Source organism: Paracoccus sp. MC1854 (assembly GCF_014164635.1).
In the GTDB taxonomy this organism is placed as follows: domain Bacteria; phylum Pseudomonadota; class Alphaproteobacteria; order Rhodobacterales; family Rhodobacteraceae; genus Paracoccus.
The window spans coordinates 1-24696 of the sequence record NZ_JACJFU010000014.1; the positions used below are offsets into that span (position 1 = coordinate 1).

Here is a 24696-nt window from a genome sequence, read left to right on the forward strand (position 1 = left end):
GCATTGCTCGGCGGACAGTGGACAGCAGCGAGAGGTTGGGCTGCCACCGCTGGGTCGTCGAACGAACGCTTGCCTGGCTCAACCGCTTCCGCCGTCTGACTATCCGCTATGAGCGACGCGCCGACATTCACGAGGCCTTCGTAATCCTCGGCTGCGCCCTCATCTGCCTCAACCAGATCAGAAGGTTTTGTTAGATGCTCTTAGTGCCATTCCGAGGTGCAGCACAGATTACCGGTTTGGACGGAACCTCCGTGATTTTCTGACGGTTCAAGGAAAAAATCCTGCGGATCGTCAAGGGAAGGTGAGGGCCGCAACATCAGGCCGGATCAGCGCGTGATATGATCGATCCTTTTTCAGCCTGCGCCGCATGATGCCTGGTTTGCCCGGCACCATGCGGCTGACACGTCACACAGCCGCGTCCAGCACCTCGTCGCAGCGGGTGCAGGTGGCGGGGTGGTCGTGGCTGCCCACGTCGGGCAGGATCTTCCAGCAGCGCTGGCATTTCTCTCCCTCGGCCTGCTCGAAGACGACGCCGATGCCGGGGACTTCGGGCAGGCGGAAGGCCTCGGCCGGGGCGGGGTCGGGGGTCAACTGGATGGCGCTGGTGATGCAGACATCTGCAAAATCGACAGAGCGGAGGGATTTCAGCAACGCGGCATCCTCGACATGGACCACGGGCGCCGCCTCAAGGCTTGCGCCGATGGTCTTGTCGGCCCTTTTCAGTTCCAGCGCGGCCGTTACCACGCGGCGGGCACGGCGGATGGCGTCCCACTTGGCGGCCAACGTCTCGTTGCGCCAGTCGGCGGGCGTTTTGGGAAATTCGTGCAGGTGGACGCTGTCCTCTTCGGACGGGAAGCGCGAGAGCCAGATGTCCTCGGTCGTGAAGGGCAGCATCGGCGCCAGCCACAGCGTCAGGCGGTGGAACAGCGCGTCCATGACCGTGCGGACGGCGCGGCGGCGGGGGCTGTCGGGCGCGTCGCAGTAAAGCGCGTCTTTGCGGATGTCGAACCAGAAGGCCGACAGGTCAACGGTGGCAAAGTCGAAAAGCGCCCGGAACACGCCTTGGAAGTCGTAGGCCGTGTAGCCCTCGCGCACGCGGGCATCGAGTTCGGCCAGACGGTGCAGGACCCAGCGTTCCAGTTCCGGCATCTCGGCGGGCGCGATCCGCTCGGCATCCGAAAAGCCCGCCAGTGCGCCCAGCATGAAGCGCATGGTGTTGCGCAGCCGGCGATAGGCATCGGCGGTGCCCTTGAGGATCTCCTTTCCGATCCGCAGGTCGGCGGTATAGTCCGACTGCGCCACCCACAGGCGCAGGATGTCGGCGCCGTATTGCGAGATTACCTCTTGCGGGGCGACGGTGTTGCCCAGCGACTTGGACATCTTCATGCCCTTTTCGTCGAGCGTGAAGCCGTGGGTCAGCACGCCCCGATAAGGTGCGCGCCCCTTGGTCGCGCAGGCCTGCAGCAGCGAGGACTGGAACCAGCCACGATGCTGGTCGGTGCCTTCAAGGTAAAGGTCGGCGATGCCATCAGGCGAGCCATCCTCGCGGTCGCGCAGCACGAAGGCGTGGGTCGAGCCCGAGTCGAACCACACGTCCAGCACATCCGTGACCTGCTCGTAGTCGTCAGGATTCACGATGCCGGACAGGACGCGATCCTTGAAATCTTCCCGATACCATACATCTGCGCCGTCCTTCTCGAAGGCTTCGAGGATACGGGCGTTTACTGTCTCGTTCCGCAGCAGGAAGTTCGCATCGTCGGGCTTGGCGCCGCGCTTTGTGAAGCACGTCAGCGGCACGCCCCAGGCGCGCTGGCGAGACAGCACCCAGTCGGGGCGGTTCTCGACCATCGAGAAGATGCGGTTGCGCCCCGAGGGCGGCGTCCACTTCACCAGCCGGTCGATCGATTCCAGCGCCCGGGCGCGGATCGTGTCGCCATGCTCGCCCATGCCATCGGCCAGCGGCTTGTCGATGGCCGCGAACCACTGCGGCGTGTTGCGGTAGATCACCGGCGCCTTGGACCGCCAGGAATGGGGATAGGAGTGCTTCAGCTTGCCCTTGGCGAACAGCGCCCCCTGCGCCGCCAGCGCCTTGATGTTTCCGACATTGGCCGGGCCTTCCTTGCCCTCGGGCGTCAGGATCGCCTGACCGCCGAAGACCGGCAGGTCGGCGCGATAGCTGCCGTCGGGCATCACGTTGTAGGTCATCGGCAGGCCATGTTTCAGGCCCATCTGATAGTCGTCCTCGCCGTGGCTGGGCGCGGTGTGGACAAAGCCGGTGCCCGCGTCCTCGGTGACGTGGTCTCCGGGCAGCAAGGGCACGTCATGGTCCCACTCGCCCGCGCCACCCTCGATCCCGCGGTAGGGGTGGGCGAGCACCAGCGAGGCCAGTTCCTTGGCCGGCACGTCGCGCAGGCGCTGCCAGTTCTCGGCTTCCAGCTTCGCTGCCTTGAAGACCTCGGGCGCGAGCCTGTCGGCCAGCAGGTAGGTGCCCGGCTTCTCTCCGCCGACCTGATAAAGCCCGTAGGCGATGTCAGGCCCGAAGGCGACGGCACGGTTCTGCGGGATGGTCCAAGGCGTCGTCGTCCAGATCACCACCGAGGCGTCCAGCAGGTCCGTTCTCATGCAGCCGTCCAGCGGCGCGAAGTCGCGCTGCGACGCGACCGGGAAGGCCACCCAGACCTGGTGGCTGGTGTGATCGTGGTATTCGACCTCGGCCTCGGCCAGCGCGGTCTGTTCGACCGGCGACCACATCACGGGCTTCGAGCCCTGATACAGCGAGCCGTTCATCAAGAGCTTCATGAACTCGCCCGCGATCACCGCCTCGGCGTGATAGTCCATGGTCAGGTAGGGGTCGTCCCACTTGCCGGTGATGCCGAGGCGCTTGAACTCCTCGCGCTGGATGTCCACCCAACCTTCCGCGAAGTGCCGGCATTCCTGGCGGAACTCGACGATGTCCACGGCGTCCTTGTCGCGGCCCGCCTTGCGATATTCCTCCTCGATCTTCCATTCGATCGGCAACCCGTGGCAGTCCCAACCGGGGACATAGCGCGCATCGCGCCCCATCATCTGCTGGCTGCGGACGATGAAGTCCTTGAGAACCTTGTTCAGCGCGTGGCCGATATGCAGGTGCCCGTTGGCGTAAGGAGGGCCGTCGTGCAGCACGAAGGGCTGGCGATCTTCGGCTTGCGCCCGAAGCCGGTCGTAGACCCCCAGCCGTTCCCAGCGTGCCAGCCACTCGGGCTCGCGCTGGGGCAACCCCGCGCGCATGGGAAAATCGGTTTCGGGAAGGAAGACGGTGTTACGGTAGTCGGGTGTCTGGTCGGCGCTCATGGGCGGAAATCCTTGGGGCAGGGCGGTCGGGCAAGCGTCATCCCGGCGGCGCGAAACCTCACGCCGCCGGGTCGCTAATTCGGGATATCCACGCCGCTGAAAGCATGGGGCGCGTTATAGGAACGGTGCCGGGCGGGGACAAGCGGCGGCGCGCCGCCTTTGGTTCGGCCGTCCTTGTCTTGGCGGGCGGGCTTTGTCACAAAGGGCCAACCAGATTGAGGCTCTTTGATGAAAGTCCTTTCCGCCGCCGAACGTCGGCTGATCGCCGCCCTGGACCGCCTGGACAACGCTGTCGAGCAGGCGGGCCGCTGGATGGCCGAGGCGATCGCGGCACCCCCGCCCCGGCCCCCGGCAACGGCCGATGCCGAGATTTCCGCCGAAGTCGCCTCGCTGCGCGAGCGTCAGGCGGCGATGCTCGCAGCCGTGCAGGCGCGCCTGTCCGAGGCGCATGAGCGCATGGCCGTCATGGGCGGAGAGGCCGCGCGGCTTGCGGCGGCCAACGAGGATCTCGCGCAGGCCAACCGGGCACTGATAGAGGCGACCGGCGGCGGACCGGAGTCCTGGGCCGAAAACGGCGAGGTCGCGACTTTTGCCGCTCTGCAGGCCGAGGTGGATGCGCTGCGTGCCGCTCGCGCGGCCGAGATCGCGCAGATGGGCGAAATCCTTGACGCGCTGGACCGAATGCTGGGCGTGACTACCGCGCCGCGCAGTCACGCGACGGACGGCCGGAACCCTGCCGATGCCGTGCAGAAACCGGAAGCTGATGCCGCCAGCACTCAGCCGCAGGACCGTCCTATGGCGATCCCGGAACCCGGCGTCCTTCGCGACGAGGACCCTCTGCCCGAGGACGAGCCTGCCGCCCATGCCGAACTGCCCGAGGACATCCCGGCCGGCGAGAGCGGCAACGGGTCTGTTGAAAAGGAAAGCCGCTGATGCCCATCGTCGAGTTCACCATCGGCCACAGGAAATACGAACTTTCCGCTCAGGAAGGCGAGGAGCGGCTGCTGAAGCGCGCGGCCGCCATGCTGGACACCGAGGCCCGCACCATCCTGGAACAGGCGGGGCGGATGCCGGAACCGCGCCTGTTGCTGTTGGCGGGGCTGATGCTGGCCGACCGGACCTCGGGGCTTGAGGATCGGCTGGTCAATGTCGAACGCGAGTTGGCGCGGCTGAAGTCGAACCCGCCGCGGGTCGAGGTGCCGGTGATCCCGCCGCAGATCGGCGAGGCGCTGGCCGAACTCGCCGCCCGCGCCGAGGCGCTGGCCGACAAGGCCGAGGAAAGTCTGACCCGCTGACTGCCAGCGCCCTGAGGGACCGCGTGCCGCAGGAATCGGGTCGCCTCGTCTGACAGGTGGGGAAATGGGACATGGCGTTGCAAGCTGTCTGGAAAGGGCAGCCGAAGGCCGTCGCTGCCCGCCACTTGTGTTGAGATTTGTCCTGCACACAGGTCCAGCCAGAGGATCAACTTTCGCCAGATCCACAGGCTGACAGACCGATCATCGGCGCATTCCGATGAAAAAGGAGGCCACGGCGGCCTCCTTCGTCTTTCGCAGATTCAGCGCGCGTCCACGGCGACGTAGTCTCGCCGGTCCTCGCCCACGTAAAGTTGGCGCGGGCGGCCGATCTTGCTGTCCGGGTCGCCCAGCATTTCCTTCCACTGGCTAATCCAGCCGACCGTGCGGGACAAGGCGAAGATCGGCGTGAACATCGAGGTGGGGAAACCCATCGCCGACAGGATGATGCCGGAATAGAAATCGACATTCGGATAAAGCTTCTTGGAAACGAAATAATCGTCTTCCAGTGCGATCCGTTCCAGTTCCTTGGCGACCTGCAGCGTCGGGTTGTTCTCGATCCCGAGGATGCCCAGAACCTCGTCCGCCGACTGCTTCATGATCTTCGCGCGCGGGTCGAAGTTCTTGTAAACGCGGTGGCCGAAGCCCATCAGGCGGAAGGGATCGTCCTTGTCCTTGGACCGGCGGATGTATTCGGGGATGCGGTCCACGCTGCCGATTTCCTGCAGCATTTCCAGCGCAGCCTGGTTGGCGCCGCCATGCGCGGGGCCCCACAGGCAGGCGATGCCCGCCGCGATGCAGGCAAAGGGGTTCGCGCCCGAGGAACCTGCCAGCCGCACGGTCGAGGTCGAGGCGTTCTGCTCATGATCCGCGTGCAGGGTGAAGATGCGGTCCATCGCCCGGGACAGTGCCGGATCGGGCCTGTATTCCTCGGCCGGGACCGAAAAGCACATGTGCAGGAAGTTCGAAGCGTAATCCAGTTCGTTCTTCGGATAAACAAAGGGCTGACCGATGGAATACTTGTAGGCCATCGCCGCGATCGTCGGCAGCTTGGCAATCAGCCGGTGCGAGGCGATCTCGCGCTGCTTGCGATCGTTGATGTCGGTCGAATCATGGTAAAAGGCCGACATCGCCCCGACGACGCCCACCATGGTCGCCATCGGGTGGCTGTCGCGGCGGAAGCCGCGGAAGAAATAGTGCATCTGCTCATGCACCATGGTGTGGCGCGTGATGATGTTCTCGAACCACTCCATCTTTTCGCGGGTGGGCAGTTCGCCGTTCAGCAGCAGGTAGCAGACCTCAAGGTAGTGGCTGTGCTCGGCCAATTGCTCGATGGGATAGCCGCGGTACCACAGCTCTCCCTTGTCGCCGTCGATATAGGTGATCGCGCTTTCGCAGGCGGCGGTCGAGGTAAAGCCGGGGTCGAAGGTGAACACATCGCCCTGGGCATAGAGCTTGCGGATGTCCACGCATTCCGGCCCCACGGTCGGGGTCAGGATGGGCAGTTCCACATCCTTGTCGTTCAGCGTGATCCGGGCAGTCTTCGCGTCGGCCATCGCACAATCCTTTTGCCATTGACCCATTCCGGGCCGGTAAGGTCGGGTTCTTTCACGCCGTGGCGTCCGCCAGACGGGAAATCGTTTCATCGCGGCCCAAGGCCAGCATCATGTCGAATACGCTGGGGGTGGCGGTCCGGCCGGCCAGAGCGGCCCGAACGGGCGCCGCGACCTTTCCCAGAACCACGCCCCGCGCCTCGGCAATCCGCTGCGCCGCCGCCTCCAGATCATCTCGCGCCCAGTTAGCATTCTGCAGCGCAGCGGTCAAATCTTCGAGTATACCTTTGGACACCGTATCAAGCGCATTTTTCGCCTTTTCGTCCGCCTCGACCGGCCGCTCGATCAGCGCGAACCTTGCCTGGTCCAGCAGTTGCGGCAGGGTGCGGGCCTTCTGCTTCAGCGCGGCCAGCGTAGGCGTCATGCGCTGCAATTGCACAGACGTCAGGGCAGGCTGGTCCGTGGCCTTCAGAAAGTCGGCCAGTTCCTGCAGCAGCGCCTCGTCCGTCATGGCGGCGATATGGTGGCCCGAGACATGCTCCAGCTTCTTGAAGTCCAGCCGCGCCGGCGCCTTGCCGATCCCGCCGAGGTCGAACCACTCCAGCGCCTGCGCGTCGTCGAACAGCTCGGCATCGCCATGGCTCCACCCCAGACGGGCGAGGTAGTTGCGCATCGCCGCCGCCGGATAGCCCAAGGCCGCATATTCGTGCAGGCCCACGGCGCCGTGACGCTTGGACAGCTTCTTGCCGTCGGTGCCGTGGATCAGCGGGATATGGGCGAAGACCGGCAGGTCCCAGCCGTTCGCCGCATAGACCTGCGCCTGCCGCGCGGCGTTGGTCAGGTGGTCGTCACCACGGATGATATGCGTCACCTCCATGTCGTGGTCGTCCACCACCACCGCGTGCATGTAGGTCGGCGTCCCGTCCGACCGCAGCAGCACCATGTCGTCCAGCTGGTCGTTGCGGAAGGTCACGTCCCCCTGCACCGCGTCATGGATCACCGTTTCGCCCTCGCGCGGTGCCCGCAGGCGGATCGCAAAGGGCGCGTCGGGCCGGGTCGCAGGGTCCGCATCGCGCCAAGGGCTGACAAAGGGCTGGTTCGGGTTCCCGGCACGCCATGCCTCGATCTCGGCGGGCGTGGTGTAGCAGGGATAGGCGGTGCCCGCCGCCATCATCTGCCGCGCCACCTCGGCATGGCGGTCGGCGCGGGCGAACTGGCTGACGGGCTCGCCGTCCCAGTCGAGGCCCAGCCATGTCAGCCCCTCAAGGATTGCCTCGGTCGCCTCGGGGGTGGAACGGGCGCGGTCGGTATCCTCGATCCGCAAAAGGAACCTGCCGCCGCGGCCGCGGGCGTAAAGCCAGTTGAACAGCGCCGTGCGCGCGCCGCCGATGTGCAGATAGCCCGTGGGCGAGGGCGCAAAGCGCGTGACAACGGGGGATGAGGGCATGGCGGGTCCTGCTTTTCGGTCTTCGGGCGGGCCTTAACCTTTCGGAAAGGACCGGAGGGATAGGATCGCGGAAGGGATACGGACAGGAACGGGGAAGAACAAGATTGACGGCGGTCGAGGCGGCGGAACCTTCCGGTGGGCGCTTCCGCGCAAGGTTGCGGGTGCTTCGGACGTTCCTGATGACTCGCGGAAGTTCGCGCGCATTGCCGACGGCCGAACGGGTGACGCGCGCCGGGCTGCTGATCTGGGCGCCAGTGCTGGTTGCCCTGGGGATCGGCGGCTGGTTCCTGCTGCGGTTCGAGCCGGGTTTGGCGCATTACGCCTTTGCCGCGGCGGGAATGGCAGGCGCTCTCTGGGCCGCGCGCATCGCGCGGGGTCGTGCGGTCGCGGGCCGGCTCGACTGGAACCGCGCCGACCTGCTACGGCTCGGCGCCATGGGCATGGCGCTGGTGCTCACAGGCTTTCTTGCGGCGGGGCTGCGCCTGCATCTCGTGGCAGCACCGGTGATGGATTACCGCTATTATGGTCCCATCGAGGGCCGCGTGGTGGAAATCGACCGCTCGGCCCGCGACCGGATGCGGGTGACGCTGGACCGGGTGGTGCTGCGCGACACAGCCCCCGGACGAACGCCCCATCAGGTGCGGCTGTCCCTGATGGGCGAACTAGCGCTTCCTGCGCCGGGCAGCCGTGTCATGCTGACGGGCCACCTGGGTCCGCCGCCCGGTCCGGCCGAGCCTAACGGCTTCGATTTCCGCCGCGCCGCCTTTTTCGAGAGGCTGGGCGCGGTCGGCTACACCCGCACGCCGATCCTGACCGTCGAGCCGGCACCCGCCCGGCGGATCGACGCGACGGCCGTCCGGTTGCGGCTTTCGCAGGCCATGCAGCAGTCCATCGGCGGGCAGGAAGGCGCGGTCGCGGCGGCCCTGATGACAGGAGACCGTTCCGGCATCGCCGAGGCCACGAACCAGATGATGCGTGATTCGAATCTTTATCACATCGTCTCGATCTCGGGCCTGCACATGTCGATGCTGGTGGGGTTCGTTTATGCGGCGCTGCGGCTGGCGCTTGCCGCGCTGCAGTCCCGTGGCGGCGGGGTGCCTGCGGGGATCGCGGTCCACAAGATCGCGGCGCTTGTGGCCCTTGTGGTGGCCACGGCCTATCTATGGATCTCGGGCGGCGGCGTGGCGACCGAGCGGGCCTGGCTGATGGTGGCGGTGATGCTGTCGGCGGTTCTGCTGGACCGCCGCGCGATCTCGCTGAGGACGGTGGCGCTTGCGGGGCTGGTGATCCTGCCGCTGGCGCCCGAGGCGCTGGTGACCTCGGGCTTCCAGATGAGCTTTGCCGCCACCGCCGCGCTGATCCTGCTGTTTCCCGCCTGGTCGCGGCGGGCGCAGGCGCTGCCTTGGATCGTCCGGGGCGTGGCTATGCTGGTGATCTCGTCGCTGATCGCGGGGCTGGCGACCTCGCCCATCGCGGCGGCGCATTTCAACCGCTCGGCGCAATACGGCCTGGTCGCGAATCTGCTGGTGGTCCCGGTCATGGGGGCGGTGGTCATGCCCGCGGGCGCGCTCGCGGCGCTGCTGGCCCCTGTCGGTCTGGCCGAGCCAGCCTTATGGCTGATGGGGCTTGGGACGCGCTGGATGCTGTTCGTGGCCGAGCAGGTGACCGGCTGGGGCGGCGCGGTGCTGACGGTCCGCGCGCCCCACTGGGCGGCGCTGCCCTTTGGCGGAACGGGGGTGACGGTCGGCCTGCTTGCCCTGCATGGAACGCGCGGCCGGCTTTCCCGGATCACCCTTTTCCTCGCAGGGCTGATGGTGCTGGGCAGCGCGGCGCTCTGGCATGCGACCGGGCGCCCCCATCTTCTGATAGCGTCGGATGGGACGGCGGTCGGGTTGATGACCCCGGCAGGACGGTCGCTGTCCAAGCCGGCCGGGGCCTTCGTGGCGGACAGCTGGCTGCGCGCCGACGGCGATCTCGCCAGTGCCGAGGACGCCGCCGCCCGACCGGGATGGCATGGCGAGCAGGGCGCGCGCCGCGCGAGCCTCGCCGGTCGGGACGTCGTTCACCTCACCGGCAAGGGCGCGGCCGGGCGGGCAGCCGACGCTTGTACCAGCGGCACGATCGTCATCCTTGCCGCCCCTGCGCTGGATGGCCTGAGTGGCGGCTGCGAACTGTTCGATCAGTCGCGCCTGTCGCTCGGCGGCGCCACGGCGGGCTTTCTGCAAGACGGGCAGATGCAGTGGATCAGCGACGCATCCGCGAACGGACGGCGGCTCTGGACCTCGCGGGCCGTGCGAAGGCAGTGGATGCCCTCTGCGGCCCCAAGGCTGTCTGACTGACGCCGCGCTGCTGCGGCGTTTCCATAGCGAGATATGGCTTTGCCTCCAGCAAGGTAGGCACGATTGTACTCCCCGAAAGGCTGTTATCGGCTTGAAGCGTGATGAGCCAACGGTGAGCCGAGGAATGGAATCAAGCTGCTCGGGGTTGGCCGCGAGAAGCAGAATCCAGAACGCCCTTCCCTCCTTCCGTCGAACCTCGGGCCTGCGGTCGTGCGTCGCATATTCCCGCGCTGCCCGGCCCGGCTCCATGATCCTGGCCGCGACCTGTTCCATATGCGTGGCTTCGATTGGAGGATGTGCCCTCGCCGGAACCGTCACGGCCAAGCGCATCCATGTCGAAGATCCGCGCGGCGCAAGTGGATGAGGTTGCCTAGAACGCTGTTCCTCCGAAGCAATCCTCTGCCGTCAACAAAGATCGCGGCGCAGGACCTCGACGATTCGGCTAGCGGCCTTGCCGTCGCCGTAGGGCGATCCGCGGGAAGCCATGGCCGCGCAGGCTGCGGGATCGTCCAGCAGGGTTTGGGCCGCCGCGCGGATCGGCTCGGACTCGGTGCCGACAAGCCGCGTCGTCCCGGCGCTGACCGCCTCGGGGCGCTCGGTCGTCTCGCGCAGCACCAGGACCGGCTTGCCCAAGGCCGGCGCCTCTTCCTGCACGCCGCCCGAATCCGACAGGATCAGCGTCGCCCGGCTCATCGCGGCGACAAACGAGGCATAGTCCAGCGGCTCGCACAGAAGGACGCGGTCCATCGCGCCGAAGCGTTCATGCACGACCCCGCGCACATTCGGGTTGTGGTGAACCGGCAGAACCATCTGGACGTCGGGATTGTCCTCGACCAGCCGCGCAAGCGCGTCGCAGATGCGGCCCAGCGGCTCGCCGAAGTTCTCGCGCCGGTGCAGCGTCACCAGCAGCAGGCGCTTGCCGGGGTCGAGGGCAAGGCCGATATGGGGTTTGGTCGCGGCCACATGGTGCAGCGCGTCGATGACCGTGTTGCCGGTCACATGGATGTCGGCCGCGGGATAGCCCTCGGCCAGCAGGCGGTCGGCGGAAAGCCGGGTCGGGGCAAAGTGCCAGCGGCTCAGGCGGCTTGCCACGACGCGGTTCAGTTCCTCGGGAAAGGGGTTGGCGATGTCGCCGGTCCGCAGCCCCGCCTCGACATGGCCGAAAGGCACCTGCGCGTAAAAGGATGACAGCGCCGTCGCCAGAACGGTGGTCGTGTCCCCCTGCGCCAGCACCGCGTCCGGCTGTTCGGCCGCCAGCACCTCCTCCAGCCGGATCAGCAGCCGCCCGGTCAGGCCGCCGAGGGTCTGGCCGGGTTCCATGATGTCCAGGTCGATATCGGGCGTGATCTCGAACAGGTCGAGCACCTGGTCCAGCATCTGCCGGTGCTGCGCCGTCGCAAGCACCCGGCATTCAAAGGAGGGATCAGCCTGCAATGCCCGGATCACCGGCGCCATCTTGATCGCCTCGGGGCGGGTGCCGACGGTGCAGAGAATCTTCTTCCTCATATCCGGTGGTCCGCTGCGATCAGCGCGCAGGCGCGGTCGTAAAGGGCGGCGTCCTGCCAGTTGGCGCGGATCAGCCGGTCGCGCAGGGCAGGGGGCAGCGCGGACAGCATCGCCTCGACCCGCTCGGCCGTGCTGTCGGGCGCGGCATCGGTGACGTTGTGGCGCGTGTCGTCGGGCAAGGACAGCGTCAGCCCGTGGCCGGCCAGGATGTCGCCGAAACGGGTGACGTCGGCCTCGAACTGCTCGGTCCGGCCCAGCAGCTCGATCCCGGCAAGGGTCCTCAGCGCGGTTCCCAGATCATAGGTGATCCCCTCTGCCGTGCGCTTGAGGACGGGCCGCGTCCGGTAGGGCGAGGCGAAGAAGCGGGTCTGCGCATTCGAGACATGGACGACCTCTGCCGGCGAGTTCAGGCAATGCTCGATCCAGCCCGCAAGGTCGTGCCGGCGCGCGGCCATCGCCGTCGTCGTCTTGTCGAAATCGGGCGCGGGCAGCGGCTCTGGCAGGGGCAGCGTTCCTTCGGGCAGGCCGGGGTTCACGGTGCGTTGGGCCTCGGCGGCCTGCCGGGTCAGTTCGGCCTCAAGCTCCTCGGGCACGAGCGAGCCCAGCGGCGTTCCGTCAGCGCGTTCCGGCCCGCGCTTGAAGCGGTAGATCGAGGCGATCCGCAGAAAGGGGTTGCGCAGGAAGATCGCGGCCAGCGCGCGGTAGCCAATCGAACTGGGCGGCGGCAGCAGGATCTGGTGCGAGGAGAACGCCACCGCCTGCGGACGGCGCATGATGATCCGGTCCAACTGGTCCTGGTCGATGGTGAAGAAGGGATAGGGACCGTCAAACAACTCGTGCCGGTCGCCGAAGTTGTGGGTGAGAACGTGATCGAAGGACGTCCCCGCGTTCTTGTAGATATGGTAATGAAGGATGACGGTCCGCATCGGGAACTTCCGGGCGATCAGCGGCCGGGCAGGCTGCCCGAGGGGCGGCCCTGCCGATAACGGTGCGGCATCCATGTGCCCCAGCGGCTTTCGAAGATGTCTCTGTTGCGCTGGAACAACTGCTGCTTTTCGCCCGATGGCAGCGCGTCGAAGCTGGCCGACAGGTGGTGGTGGCAGAAGGCGTCCTCGGCCAGCGCCATCTGCAGCCCGGCCTTGCGGAAGGTGGCGCAGTGGTCGTCGTCCTCGAACATGCCGAGGCCGTAGACCTCGGGCAGATGCCCCAGCCGGTCGAGGTCGGCGCGGCGGAACATGGCGCAGAAATAGGCGCAGACGTGCAGGGGCGTCCATGCCCCCCGGTGCCCGGTCGCAAGAACGCGAGCGGCGCGGATCATCTGGTCCATGTCGGCATAGGCGACCTCGACCCGCGCCTCGTTGCCGATGTTGTTGGTCATCGGGCCGACGATGCCGATGACGGGATTGCGCTGCAGGTGACGGACCATCGCCAGAAGCGCGCCCGGCGCAAGGAAGGTGTCGTTGTTCAGCAGCAGGACATATTCCCCGCTGGACGCGGCGATGCCCCGGTTGTTGCCCCGGGCGAAGCCGAGGTTTTCGCCGTTCTCGACCAGCAGGATACGGTCGTCCTGGCCCGCGCGGTCGCGCAGCACCTCTCGCACCTGGGGGGGCGAGCCGTTGTCCACCAGCACGACTTCGAGGTTTGGATAGACCTCGCCCCGCCCCAGCAGCGCGTGCAGCGTGGCCAGCGTCATGTCGGTGTCCGTGCCGTAATGCAGCACGATCACGGACAGCTTCGGCTCGCGCCGCATCTCGGCCAGCAGGTCGGCGGCGCGGAAGGACCAGGCGTTGTCCAGGGCATATTGCCGCAGCCGCTGGCCGAACACCGCGTCCCGTGCCAGCGGCGCCGCGCGGCGGATGGCCGCGGCGAAGCCCGCCGGATCGTCGGCGCGGAACACCAGATCGCCCGCGCGGTCGAGTTCGGGCAGCGAGGTCGAGACGGTCGGCCGCATGACCGCGGAATATTCGTAGAACTTGACCGGGTCGCAGGCCTTGATGATCGGCAGCAACTGGAAGGGAATGATCAGCACGTCCATCTGGCCGTGAAAGGCCGGCACGTCGGCATAGGGGATTTCCCCGTGCAGCGTGACATTCCGCAACCGGCCCAGCCGCAGCGGAGGCTCGGCCGTGACCGCGCCGCAAAGATGGATGTCGAAGCTCGGATTGTCGCGGGCGACGGCTTCCAGCAGGTCGGTGTCGAACCATTCGGCGATCGCCCCCACATAGCCCACGCGGATCGCGCCGGGCCTGAGCCTGCCGGCAAGCCAGGCGGGGGCGGGGTCGTCGCCCTCGCGGATGAAGTGGCTCACGTCGGCGCCGTTGCGGACCATCGCCACCTCGCGCATCGGGGCGAACTTGTCATGAAGATATTGCGAGCTGACGATCATCTTGTCGGCCCGCGCGATCATCTCCAGCTCGGCCTCCAGCACATGGGGTTCGGTGTTAGAAAAGCCGCCGATGTCGTCCATGCAGTCGAAGGTGATCTGGTATTCCGGCGACAGGTGGCGGGCGAGGTTCCACCAGAAGGGATGCTCGATCACCACATGGCTAACGGGCGAGGCGCCCACCGCATCGGCCAGCGCGTGGAAATGTTCGACCCAGGCACGCGCCTGCGCCCCGGTCGGCACCCCGGTATAGGATTGCAGCCCGCGCATTCCCCGGCCGGGCAGCCGGACCACATGGACCATCGGCGCGACCTCGCGCACGCTGCCTTCGCGCAGGTTCTGCTCCATCTCGATGAAGAAGACGCGGTGGCCTTCGGCCGCCATCCGGGTGGAAAGATGCTGCGGCCGCTGGGTGCGGAAATCCCAGTTGATGATCGACAGCACGAAGATGTCGGGCTTGTCGCCTGTCCGCGCGGGAACGGTCCCGTAGCCTGCGGCGCTGGATGCCGACAGCGGCGGAAAGGCCAGCGCCCGCGGGATGCCGCCCGGCACCGGCAGGCCGCGCTTGACGCGCTCGACGGCGGCGCCGGGCAGCACCCGGCGCAGGGTCCGGCCACCGCTGCGATAAAGCCGGCGGTAGATCGGCTTCAGGATGGTCTGGCGTTCCCGTTCAAGCCATGCCGTGGCCGAGGCGAGCGCCTGCCCCGTCGCCTCAAGCCGGGCCTCAAGCTGGGCTGCATGATCCTGCAGATGCTCGATGGTGGCCCAGCGCGCCTCGGCGATCTCGGTCATCTCGTCGCGCTGCGCCTCGGTCGCGGCGACAAGCCGTTCAAGATCGCCCGCCGCAGCGGCGGCCGCTGTTGCAGCCACGCGATGCGCCTCGCTTGCGCGCCGCTCGGCGGCAAGGGCGGCCATGCCCTCGTCCCGCTGCGCCTCGGTGGCCCGAAGCCGGGCCGTGAAGGTGGCAACGGCCTCATCCCGCTGCGCCTCGGTGGCGCGCAAGCGGGCGGTGAGGCTGGCGGTCGCCTCGTCTCGCTGGGCCTCGGTCCGGGCAAGCTGGTCGGCCATGGCGGCGAGGCTTTCGTCGCGCTGGGCCTCGGTCGATTGCAACTGCTCGGTCAGGATTGCCACGCTTTCGTCGCGCTGCGCCTCGGTCTGGCGAAGGCGGTCCTGCTGGGCGGCCAGATCGCGGCGCAGGGTGGCGGCGGCCAGATGACCGTCCCGCAAAGCGGCGGCATTCGCCTGCTCGACCGCGCGGGCCGGGGCGGACAGCGCATGGAACCGCCGGGCGAAGGGGGCAAGCCCTGCCGCTGCCGGAACCTCGCCGCGCCTTGCGGCTGCGGCGAGGGCGTCGAAGAGTTCAAGCGCAAGGTTTTCGATCAGGCCGGCGTTGGCCGTGATGTCGTCCCGCCCGTGGACAGCCTCGGGCAGAAAGGTTCCCGCAACACGCGACTGCGCCCCGCCTGGCGCGTCCTCGTCAAACAGACCCGCGATACGGGCAAGGACGGGGGAGGGGTCCTGCGCCCAGTCGGGGAACAGCACGATCTGCCGCGGCAACCCCTCGGACCCGGCAACCGCAGAGAGCGTGTGATTGATCCAGGACAGCATCGCTGCATCGGCGGCGAATCCGTTGCGGCGGTTGATCGACCGGGCCACATCGCGCGGATCGCGCAGGGCGATCAGCACCGCCCCGCGCCCGCCCCGCGCATCCAGCCACGCCCGCCAGAGGGGCAGCGTCAGCGACAAACGCGGGTCCTTGACCATGATGCGGTCGGCCTTGCCGAAGCTGGCCGCTACCGCCCTGTCTATCCGGCCCAGGATCGCATCATCCGGCGCAGGAAGGTCCAGCGGCCCGACACGGAACCACAGCGCGCCCTGATCCGACAGGATGGCCTCGTTCAGCGCGACAACGGCCTGCGGCTCGAAATGCCCGCGCGGGTTGTCGTCGGCCGGGCCACCCGCATCGCGCGGCAGCGCAAATCCCAGCGCGCCGCAGCTTTCCCCCAGGAACGAGGTCCCGCTGCGGTGCATTCCGGCAATCAGCAGCACGGTCGGGGAAGAAGGCACTGCGCATTCCTGTCTGGATCAACGGGTCGTGACCTATCGGGCGCATCCACCGGGGTCAACGCGCGGATGGGGCCACCCTGCGCGGATCGGTCAGGCGTGCCCCTCGGCCCGCAACCCGTCGAAGACGCGGCCGAGCGCGCCGTCCAGCTTGTCGAACATCTCGTCCATCTGCGCGTCGGTCAGGATGAAGGGCGGGCAGAGGACGATGGACTGCCCCAGAGGGCGGCAGATCAGGCCCATGTCGGTGCAGGTGTTGGCGATGCGCTCGCTGACCGACAGATGCGGGGGGAACGGCTCCTTCGTTTCGGCGTTCTTCACGGCCTCCAGCGCCCACATGAAGCCGACGCCGCGCAACTCGCCGATGTTCTGGTGGCGCTGCATGATGTCGCGCAGGCCCGCCTCCATCCGGGGGGCCTTGTCGATGACATTCTGCGCCAGCCCCTCGTTCATCACCACGTCGATGGCCTTCAGCGCGATGGCGCAACCGACCGGGTGGCCGGATGCGGTGAAGCCATGGGGGAACTCCTCGATCGGGGCGATGGCGGCATCAAGCCGGTCGCTGAGTTCGGGGCCGAGGATCACGGCGCCCATCGGGAAGAACCCGGCAGTGAGGTTCTTGGAACTGATGATCGCGTCGGGCATGAAGTCGTAGGTCTGGCAGCCCCAAGTGTTGCCAGTGCGGCCGAAGCCGGTGATGACCTCGTCGGCGATCAGCGGGATGCCGTGTTTTTTCAGGATCGGCTGGACCGCCTGGAAATACCCCTTGGCCGGCGGGATCACCCCGCCCGCGCCCTGCACGGGTTCTGCGAAGAAGCCCGCGATGGTGTCCGCACCCTCGCGCTGGATGGTGTGCTCAAGCTCGCGGGCGAGGCGGGCCACGAACTCGGCCTCGGATTCGCCGGCCTTCCCCTCGCGCCAGAAATGCGGGCAGGTCAGGTGGATGAATCCGTCCAGCGGCAGGCCGAAGACCTCGTTATAGGGCTTGCCGGTCATGCTGGCCGAGACGACCGTGACGCCGTGATAGGCGTTCCAGCGCGTCAGGATCTTGCGGCGCTGCGGGTTCCCTTCGGCCCTGTGCAGAAACCACAGCATCTTGACCATGGTGTCGTTCGCCTCGGACCCCGAGTTGGTGTAGAACACCTTGCCGCGCCGGAACGGAGAGACCTCGACCAGCTTTTCCGACAGCATCACCGTCTGGTCCGACATCCGCCCGAAGAAGGCATGATAGCCGGGAAAGCGGTCGTATTGCGCCTTGGCGGCCTCGATCATTCCCGGATGGTCGAAGCCCGCGACCATGTTCCACAGCCCCGAGTTCGAATCGAGCCACTTCCGGCCCTGGGTGTCGAAGACATAAGGCCCTTCGCCATGGGTCAGGACGATGGTGCCCCGGCTTTCGACGCTGGGCAGGTCGGTGAAGCCATACATCGAAACGGTTTCGGCCCGCGCGGCCCAGCTCTTGTCGTCCATGATCGCCTCCAATGCGGTTGGCGCAAGGCTACCCGGGCGGGCTGGCGGGTTCAACAAAGCCTTCGTCACGAGAGGACAGGGTGGCAGTCTAGGACATTGGTCGGGCTGTTGCAGCCTTGTGCGCAGGATCATCCTGCAGGGGCAGGGATGGAGGATGCCATGCGGAAGCTTCTGTTTGCTCTGGCCTTGCTGCCGATGCCGCTGATGGCGCAGGACCTGGCGATCCCGCCGGTCAAGATGCTGGACACCTCGCACGAGGTGCAGGACCAGCAGGCGGACCATGACCGCCGCATGGCGCTGATGGAGAGCATCCTTGCCGACGAGCTTTCGGCCGCGCTGGTCAGCCGCGAGGAGATCGCCGCCGCCTGCCCGCGCGAGACGACAGAATGCCTTGTCGCGGCCCTGCGCGAGCGAGGGGCCGAGCGGGGCCTGTTCATCGTCGTGCAGAAGACCAGCACCCTGATCCTGCAGGCCTTCGCCAGCCTCGTCGATCTGGAGGGCGAGAAGCTGGTGACGCACACCGAACTCAGCTTCCGCGGCGACAATGACGAATCCTGGGAGAAAGCGGCGCATTTCCTTGCTGACAAGCTGCGGGACGCGGGATAGCGGCGCTTTCCCCTGCCGCCCCAAGGCGCTATATGGCCCGGGTTCCACGGAAAGCGCGCCATGACCGACCAGACCCCAAAGCGGCTGTTCATCAAGACCTACGGCTGCCAGATGAACGTCTATGACAGCCAGCGCATGGTCGAGGCCATGGGTGCGGAAGGCTATGTCCAGACCGACCGCCCCGAGGATGCGGACATGGTGCTGCTGAACACCTGCCACATCCGCGAGAAAGCAGCCGAAAAGCTGTATTCCGACCTCGGGCGGCTGAAACCCCTGAAGGGCGCGCGGCCCGACCTGAAGATCGGCGTCGCGGGATGCGTGGCGCAGGCCGAGGGCGAGGAAATCATCCGCCGGATGCCGCTGGTCGATCTGGTCGTGGGTCCGCAGGCCTATCACCGCCTGCCCGCGATGGCGCGGGGCGATGCGCCCGCCGTCGACACCGACTTCCCGGCCGAAGACAAGTTCGACCACCTGCCGCCGCGCGCCGCGACCCGCCGGGCGCCGGCAGCCTTCCTGACCGTGCAGGAGGGCTGCGACAAGTTCTGCGCCTTCTGCGTCGTCCCTTATACGCGCGGGGTCGAGGTCAGCCGTCCGGCCGAGCGCATCCTGTCCGAAGCCCGCGACCTGGTGGCGCGTGGGGTGCGCGAGATCACCCTGCTGGGCCAGAACGTCAACGGCTGGCACGGTGATGCGGGCGAGGGCTTCGGCACCCTGATCCGCCGCATCGCCGGGATCGAGGGCCTTGACCGCATCCGCTATACGACCAGTCATCCGAACGACATGGGGGGCGACCTGATCGAGGCGCACCGCGACATCCCGCAACTGATGCCTTACCTGCACTTGCCCGTGCAATCCGGGTCGGACCGCATTCTCAAGGCGATGAACCGCAAGCACACGGCGGATCAGTATCTGCGCCTGATCGACCGCATCCGCGCGGCGCGGCCCGACATCATGCTGACCTCGGACTTCATCGTGGGCTTCCCCGGCGAAATGGAAGAGGACCACGCCGCGACCCTGTGGCTGGTGGAACAGGTGGGCTTCGGCACCGCCTTCAGCTTCAAGTATTCCCCGCGTCCCGGCACCCCCGCCTTCGACCGCCCGCTGGTCGAGGATGCCGTGGCAAATGCGCGACTGCAGGAACTGCAGGCGTTGCTGGACCGCCAGCAGAAGGCGGCGCAGGTCTCGATGGTCGGTCGGACGCTGAGCGTGCTGTTCGAGAAGCCGGGCCGGATGCCGGGGCAACTGGTCGGCAAGTCGGACTACCTGCATTCCGTCTTCGTCCATGCGCCTCAGGCACAGGTGGGCGATCTGGTGCAGGTGCGGATCAAGGCCAGCGCCTCGAACTCGCTGGAGGGCGAGCTGGCCTAGAACCCTTGGGTCAGGATGTCGATGGCGGGGAAGATTTCGTCGCGCCACGGCGTGGCCGATCCAATCGCGGGGCCGCATCACCGACATCTGCGGGATGCGGACCATCCATGTCCGGCCGTCGAACAGGATCACCGGCGTCAACTGCGCAAGCGTCGCGCGTTCATCCACCCGGAACATCGGCGCGACAAGGCGCGATTGCGGCAGGTCGATCAGATCCGTCTGCACGTCCACGACATGCAGCCCGTCGGGCAGGCGGTGGATGTCGAACTGCGCCAAGGTTCAGAACATCCGGTATTTTTCAAGCGGAAGCCCATGCTCCTCGACGTCGCGGGCCTAGGCCGCAAGCGCCTCGCGGTTCTCCTCGACCCAGCGGCGGTTGCGTTCCAGCTTGACGGCGTGGCGCAGCGCGTCCTCGGCGATGCGGGACAGGTTCAGGCCGTAGTCGCGGGCCTCGTGGACGACAGAGTCCTCGACGGTCAGGTTCAGGCGGGCGCGCATTGGGTTCACCTCGGGGTCATGCGCATGAAGGATGCGCGCCCCGCTGGCGCCTGTGAATCGGCGGCGAAGGGCTGCGGCGCCACTGTGTAGGCCAGATGCAGCGGATGGCGCGGCTGGCCTGCCTTGGTCAGGCCGAGGTGCAGCGGTTCGGCCCCCGCGCGACGGAACAGTGCCAGCGCCGCCTGCGCGCGATCCGGCGCGGCGTGCATCCCCCAGCCGCAGATGACCCGACGCGCCCACGCCGCCGCATCCTGCAGGGCGGCGTCGTTCCCTTCGCCAACCGGATCGACCGCGGTGCGCAGATCCTTCGGATAGGTCGCGCGGAAGGCGTAGAGGTTCACGATCCGGTAGGCGCCGCAGCCCATCGCGCGGCTCCGCGCCTCGCAGCGGGCGATGGTGGGATCGTTGCGGCGCTCGTCGGCGGTCGAGGGGTTCAGCATCACCCAGACCAGCCGCGGCAGCGCCGCATCCCAGGCCCGCGTAAGGGCATAGCGGTAGCGTTCGCAATCCGAGAACACCGCTTCGGACTCGACCCCGCCAGCCTGATGGCGGCGGATCAGCGCCATGCTTCCTGCTCGCTCCGGCGGAACGGCAGCAGCACCAGCCCGGCAAGTAACCAGCCCAGCAGGAAGCCGAAGCCGGTCGCCCAGAAACCGGCCGCCGTCAGCGGCACCGCCGGGCGAAAGTCGCCCCAAGTCGCGGCCAGCGTCTCGGTGTCGCGCATCCGGTGGGGCAGGGCGATGCGTTCCAACGGCGAGGCCGCGCGCAGAAGGTCAAGGTCGCTTTCGATCCGGGCCAGCCGCACGAACACCCGGCCCATGTCCTGCCCGTGCGAATCGAGGAATGCGGACCCTGCGATCTGCTCCAGCGCCGCTTGCCGGGTCAGACCGGCGCGGTCGGCGCTGGTGTCGAACTCGGCCGCGACCTGGCGCAGGGCGTCCGCCTGGCCGCCCAGCCGCTGGACATACTGGTCCGAGAAGGCCGGGAACTGCGACAGCGCCAGCGCGAAGGCCAGCGCCATCAACAGGCGGAACAGCCCGCTCACGGCTTGTAGGCCGCCGCGAGGATGGGGGCGTAGATGTCGGCCAAGCGGGACACGGCTTCCGAGGCCGATATTTCGGCCGACTCGCCCGTGCGGCGGTTGGTCAGTTCGACCACGTTGTTCGCCAGACCGCGCGGGCCGACGGTGATCCGCCAGGGCAGGCCGATCAGGTCCATGGTGGCGAACTTGGCGCCCGCGCGCTCGTCGCGGTCGTCATACAGCACCTCAAGACCCCTTGCGGAAAGTTCCCGCTCCAGCGCCTCGCAGGCGCTGTCGGTGGATGCGTCGCCCTGCTTGAGATTGACCAGCCCGACGTGGAAGGGCGTCACGCCCTCGGGCCAGATGATGCCGCGGTCGTCGTGGCTGGCCTCGATGATCGCGCCCAGCAGGCGGGAAACGCCGATACCGTGCGAGCCCATGTGGACGGGCACGCGCTGCCCGTCGGGACCCACGACCGTGGCGCCCATCGGTTCGGAATACTTGGTGCCGAAGTAGAAGATCTGGCCGACCTCGATGCCGCGGGCGGACTTGCGGCGTTCCTCGGGGACTTCGGCGAACAGCGCCTCGTCATGGGTCTCGTCGGTGCGGGCGTAGCGGCTGGTGAACTCCTCCAGCACGGCGGCACAGGCGGCCTTGTCGTCATAGTCGATCTGCCGATTGCCAAAGGTAAGGTCGGTGATCTGGCTGTCGTAGAAGACCTCGGATTCGCCGGTTTCCGCCAGCACGAGGAACTCGTGCGTGTTCTCGCCGCCGATGGGGCCGCTGTCCGCCCGCATCGGGATGGCCTGCAGGCCCATGCGTTCATAGGTCCGCAGGTAGCTGACGAGGTGCCGGTTATAGGCGTGCAGCGCGTCCTCGCGCGTCAGGTCGAAGTTGTAGCCGTCCTTCATCAGGAACTCGCGGCCCCGCATGACGCCGAAGCGGGGGCGGATCTCGTCGCGGAACTTCCACTGGATCTGGTACAGCGTCAGCGGCAGGTCCTTGTAGCTGTTGACATGGCCGCGGAAGATGTCGGTGATCATCTCCTCGTTGGTGGGGCCATACAGCATTTCGCGCTTGTGGCGGTCGGTGACGCGCAGCATCTCCTCGCCGTAATCGTCATAGCGGCCGGATTCGCGCCACAGGTCGGCGGGTTGCAGCGTGGGCATCAGGACAGGGATATGGCCCGCGCGCTGCTGTTCCTCGTGCACGATCTGCTCGACCCGGCGCAGGACCTTCAGGCCCAGCGGCAGCCAGGAATAGATGCCCGCCGACTGCTGCTTGATCATGCCCGCGCGCAGCATCAGCCGGTGGCTAACGATCTGCGCCTCGGAAGGGTTCTCTTTCAGGACGGGCAGGAAATAGCGCGACAGACGCATGGGATTGACCTTTGGCGAGTTCAGGCGCCGGGTTAGCGGATCACCCCGCGCGGGGCAACGGTCGCGGCCGGGCGCAAGCGTGCTTGCGCCGCTGGGCGGGACGCGACAAAGAAGATCACGGGCGGGGCTTTCCCGCAGGCACCATGGCCGCACCCCGGCCGGGAACGGAGCGTTTCGCAATGCGGTTTGCCGGCAGCAAGCAGGCCATCTGGTGGAGCGCGGTGGCGCTGATCCTCGCGCTGGTCCTCTGGGTGCTGGGCGGCGCGATCATGCCCTTCCTGCTGGGCATGGCCATCGCCTATTTTCTTGATCCCGTGGCGGACCGGCTGGAACGGGCGGGGCTGTCGCGGGTGCTGGCGGTTGTGCTGATCACCGCCATCGTGGTGCTGGCGCTGGCTGCTGCGCTGGTCTGGCTGGTGCCGCTGCTGATCCGGCAGGGCACGCAACTGGTCGAGACCGCCCCCGCGATGATCGACCGCCTGCAGGAACTGGTGCAGCGCCGCTTTCCGCAGCTGCTGCCGGACGGCGGCTTCATCGACACCGCGATCGAGCGGGGGCGCGAGACGCTGGCGGCCAGCATGGGCATGATCGTCGGCACGGTGATGGGCTCGCTCAACGGGGTGATCGGCTTCGTCATGGTCATGGTGATCTCGCCGGTCGTGGCCTTCTACATGCTGCTGGACTGGGACCGGATGGTGCGCCGCATCGACGCGCTGCTGCCGCGCCCGCATCTGGACACGCTGCGCGGCATCTTCGGGCAGATCAATGACAGCATCTCGGGCTTCGTGCGGGGGCAGGCGGTCGTCATCCTGATCCTCGCGGTGTTCTATTCGGTGGGGCTGGCGATCGTTCAACTGCCCTTCGGCATTGTGATCGGGGTCTCGGCGGCTTCGCTGTCCTTCATTCCCTATGTGGGCACGCTGCTGGGTGGCGTCATGTCCATCGGGGTCGCGCTGTTCACCTTCTGGGGGGAACCGGCGAGGATCATCGCGGTGGCGGGCATCTTCGTCGCGGGGCAGATGCTGGAAGGCAACTACCTGCAGCCCAAGATCGTGGGTGGCCATGTCGGGCTGCACCCGGTCTGGCTGATGCTGGCGCTCAGCGTCTTCGGCACGCTCTTCGGCTTCGTCGGGCTGCTGGTCGCGGTGCCGCTGGGCGCGGCGTTGGGGGTGATCGTGCGCTACTCGGTCGATCGCTACAAGGTCAGCCCGCTTTACACGGGGGCCGAGGCGCCGGCCCCCGTGCCCACGCCCACGCTGGTCGAGCTTGTGCCGCGCGGCACCGTCGCGCACCGGGTAGAGAGCCAGCAGCGCACCCACCGGGAGGCCATGCGCGACGCCCGCATCGAATCGGCCCGCGACGAGGCCGCCATTATCGCCATCGAGGCCGCCGAGGAGGATCATGCCAAGGTCGCCGTCGCCGAGGTCGAGGTGAAATGGCCCGACGCGCCGCCTGTGATGGGCACCGGGCAACCGAACCCCCGCGTGCGGACCTGGGGCGGGCGCACCGAGGACGGCACCGACCCGCAGGAGCCGGAGGAGCGACGCGCGCCCCGCACCGCCGCCGAGATGATCGAGGAAGGACGGAAGGGCTGAGCGGGGTGGCGCGGCAACTGACGCTTGATCTGCGGACGCCCCCCGCCCTGTCGCGGGCGGATTTCCTACCCGCACCCGCCAATGCCGAGGCCATGGCGCTGCTGGACCGCCCGCGCGACTGGCCGCAGGGCCGGTTGCTGCTGGTCGGGCCCGAGGCCTCGGGCAAGTCGCATCTCGCGGCCTTCTGGGCGGCCGAGAACGGGGCGCAGCGGGTCCGCGCCTCGGCCCTGCGGCCCGAGATCGCGGATACGCTGGTGGGACAGGACGGCGCGCTGGTGGTCGAGGACGCCCATCGCGCAGGGGGCGCGGCGGGGGCAGAGCTTGCGCTGTTCCACCTGTGGAACCTTTCCGCCGAGCGGGGGGCGCTGCTGCTGATCACGGCACGGACGCCACCCCGCGACTGGGGGCTGGCGCTGCCCGATCTTGCCTCGCGCATGGCCTCGACCGCGCTGGTGCGGCTGGAACGCCCGGACGAGCCGCTGCTGACTGCCGTGCTGGTCAAGCTGTTCGCCGACCGCCAGTTGTCGCCCGGACCGGGTGTCGTCGAGGCGCTGGTGCGCCACATGGACCGGGACTTGGGCCTTGCCCGCCGCCTCGTGGCCGAGATCGACCGCGCCGCCTTGTCCGAAGGGCGGGCAGTGACGCGGCCGCTGGCGATGGCGGCGCTGGAGCGGCTGAACGGCGGCCTTGCCTGAGGCTGCGCGGTCGCAGCGGGGGTTTTCCCCGGGATGTCCGACCCGGAAAGAAGCACAAGGCCTTGAGATGCCGGGCCGCATCCGTTTGACAGCGGGACGCATGGGGGCCACAAGTCGGGCGGTTGCTTGATCCTTGCCGCGTGATCGTTT

19 protein-coding genes and 1 pseudogene are annotated in these 24696 nt (G+C 67.6%); 8 read left to right on the forward strand and 12 right to left on the reverse strand.

What is annotated here, in order from left to right; translation table 11 throughout:
• A partial coding sequence (locus H5395_RS11705) for a transposase (protein WP_182791347.1) occupies window positions 1-194 on the forward strand: 194 nt, incomplete at its 5' end.
• Window positions 195-405: 211 nt separating this feature from the next.
• Here the strand turns inward: H5395_RS11705 and ileS are convergent.
• The gene (gene ileS / locus H5395_RS11710; RefSeq protein ID WP_182792765.1) at window positions 406-3330 is read right to left on the reverse strand and encodes an isoleucine--tRNA ligase; all 2925 of its coding nucleotides are present in this window, start codon (window positions 3328-3330) and stop codon (window positions 406-408) included.
• Window positions 3331-3558: 228 nt separating this feature from the next.
• On the opposite strand from ileS, the gene H5395_RS11715 reads away from it, so the two are divergent.
• Both H5395_RS11715 and zapA read left to right on the forward strand, forming a co-directional pair.
• Window positions 3559-4263 carry a hypothetical protein gene (locus tag H5395_RS11715; RefSeq protein WP_182792766.1) on the forward strand — a complete coding sequence of 235 codons (705 nt, stop codon included), beginning with the start codon at window positions 3559-3561 and terminating at the stop codon, window positions 4261-4263.
• Window positions 4263-4625 carry a cell division protein ZapA gene (zapA, locus tag H5395_RS11720; RefSeq protein ID WP_182792767.1) on the forward strand — a complete coding sequence of 121 codons (363 nt, stop codon included), beginning with the start codon at window positions 4263-4265 and terminating at the stop codon, window positions 4623-4625. The genes H5395_RS11715 and zapA overlap by 1 nt, the downstream gene beginning before the upstream one ends.
• A 260-nt stretch (window positions 4626-4885) precedes the next feature.
• Here zapA and gltA read toward each other — a convergent pair whose 3' ends face one another.
• A complete protein-coding gene (gltA, locus tag H5395_RS11725) occupies window positions 4886-6178 on the reverse strand; it encodes a citrate synthase (RefSeq protein ID WP_182792768.1) in 1293 nt (430 codons plus the stop codon).
• Window positions 6179-6230: 52 nt separating this feature from the next.
• Window positions 6231-7622, reverse strand: a complete 1392-nt coding sequence (gene gltX / locus H5395_RS11730; RefSeq protein ID WP_182792769.1) for a glutamate--tRNA ligase — start codon at window positions 7620-7622, stop codon at window positions 6231-6233.
• Between the two features lie 179 nt (window positions 7623-7801).
• On the opposite strand from gltX, the gene H5395_RS11735 reads away from it, so the two are divergent.
• The gene (locus tag H5395_RS11735; RefSeq protein ID WP_182792770.1) at window positions 7802-9961 is read left to right on the forward strand and encodes a ComEC/Rec2 family competence protein; all 2160 of its coding nucleotides are present in this window, start codon (window positions 7802-7804) and stop codon (window positions 9959-9961) included.
• A gap of 405 nt (window positions 9962-10366) precedes the next feature.
• Here the strand turns inward: H5395_RS11735 and wecB are convergent, their stop codons facing one another.
• From wecB to H5395_RS11755, 4 genes are all read right to left on the reverse strand, one after another.
• Window positions 10367-11467, reverse strand: a complete 1101-nt coding sequence (wecB, locus tag H5395_RS11740; RefSeq protein ID WP_182792771.1) for a non-hydrolyzing UDP-N-acetylglucosamine 2-epimerase — start codon at window positions 11465-11467, stop codon at window positions 10367-10369.
• A complete protein-coding gene (locus H5395_RS11745; protein ID WP_182792772.1) occupies window positions 11464-12393 on the reverse strand; it encodes a hypothetical protein in 930 nt (309 codons plus the stop codon). Before H5395_RS11745 ends, wecB begins: the two co-directional genes overlap by 4 nt.
• A gap of 17 nt (window positions 12394-12410) precedes the next feature.
• Complete coding sequence (locus H5395_RS19485) at window positions 12411-15917, reverse strand: glycosyltransferase (protein WP_182792773.1); 3507 nt, start codon at window positions 15915-15917, stop codon at window positions 12411-12413.
• A 90-nt stretch (window positions 15918-16007) separates the two neighbouring features.
• Window positions 16008-17384, reverse strand: a complete 1377-nt coding sequence (locus H5395_RS11755) for an aminotransferase (protein ID WP_182792813.1) — start codon at window positions 17382-17384, stop codon at window positions 16008-16010.
• Between the two features lie 159 nt (window positions 17385-17543).
• On the opposite strand from H5395_RS11755, the gene H5395_RS11760 reads away from it, so the two are divergent.
• Window positions 17544-17990: a DUF2380 domain-containing protein gene (locus tag H5395_RS11760; RefSeq protein ID WP_182792819.1), complete on the forward strand. Its 447-nt coding sequence runs from the start codon at window positions 17544-17546 to the stop codon at window positions 17988-17990.
• Between the two features lie 60 nt (window positions 17991-18050).
• Entirely contained in the window at window positions 18051-19358 is a 1308-nt protein-coding gene (miaB, locus tag H5395_RS11765) for a tRNA (N6-isopentenyl adenosine(37)-C2)-methylthiotransferase MiaB (RefSeq protein WP_182792774.1), read from the forward strand.
• Window positions 19359-19415: 57 nt separating this feature from the next.
• Here miaB and H5395_RS19490 read toward each other — a convergent pair.
• The 5 genes and pseudogenes from H5395_RS19490 to proS form a co-directional block, all read right to left on the reverse strand.
• Window positions 19416-19634, reverse strand: a pseudogene (locus H5395_RS19490) (CcdB family protein); the annotation flags it as partial.
• A gap of 57 nt (window positions 19635-19691) precedes the next feature.
• Complete coding sequence (locus tag H5395_RS11775) at window positions 19692-19856, reverse strand: type II toxin-antitoxin system CcdA family antitoxin (RefSeq protein WP_182792814.1); 165 nt, start codon at window positions 19854-19856, stop codon at window positions 19692-19694.
• Between the two features lie 5 nt (window positions 19857-19861).
• The gene (locus H5395_RS11780) at window positions 19862-20422 is read right to left on the reverse strand and encodes a DUF1643 domain-containing protein (RefSeq protein WP_182792775.1); all 561 of its coding nucleotides are present in this window, start codon (window positions 20420-20422) and stop codon (window positions 19862-19864) included.
• Complete coding sequence (locus H5395_RS11785; protein ID WP_182792776.1) at window positions 20413-20901, reverse strand: DUF2937 family protein; 489 nt, start codon at window positions 20899-20901, stop codon at window positions 20413-20415. The genes H5395_RS11780 and H5395_RS11785 overlap by 10 nt, the downstream gene beginning before the upstream one ends.
• A complete protein-coding gene (proS, locus tag H5395_RS11790; RefSeq protein WP_182792777.1) occupies window positions 20898-22256 on the reverse strand; it encodes a proline--tRNA ligase in 1359 nt (452 codons plus the stop codon). Before proS ends, H5395_RS11785 begins: the two co-directional genes overlap by 4 nt.
• Before the next feature lie 179 nt (window positions 22257-22435).
• Between proS and H5395_RS11795 the strand changes: the two genes are divergently transcribed.
• Window positions 22436-23851 (forward strand): AI-2E family transporter, encoded by a 1416-nt coding sequence (locus H5395_RS11795; protein ID WP_182792778.1) that lies wholly within the window; start codon window positions 22436-22438, stop codon window positions 23849-23851.
• 5 nt (window positions 23852-23856) lie between these two features.
• The gene (locus H5395_RS11800) at window positions 23857-24546 is read left to right on the forward strand and encodes a chromosomal replication initiator DnaA (RefSeq protein ID WP_182792779.1); all 690 of its coding nucleotides are present in this window, start codon (window positions 23857-23859) and stop codon (window positions 24544-24546) included.
• Window positions 24547-24696: the final 150 nt, after the last annotated feature.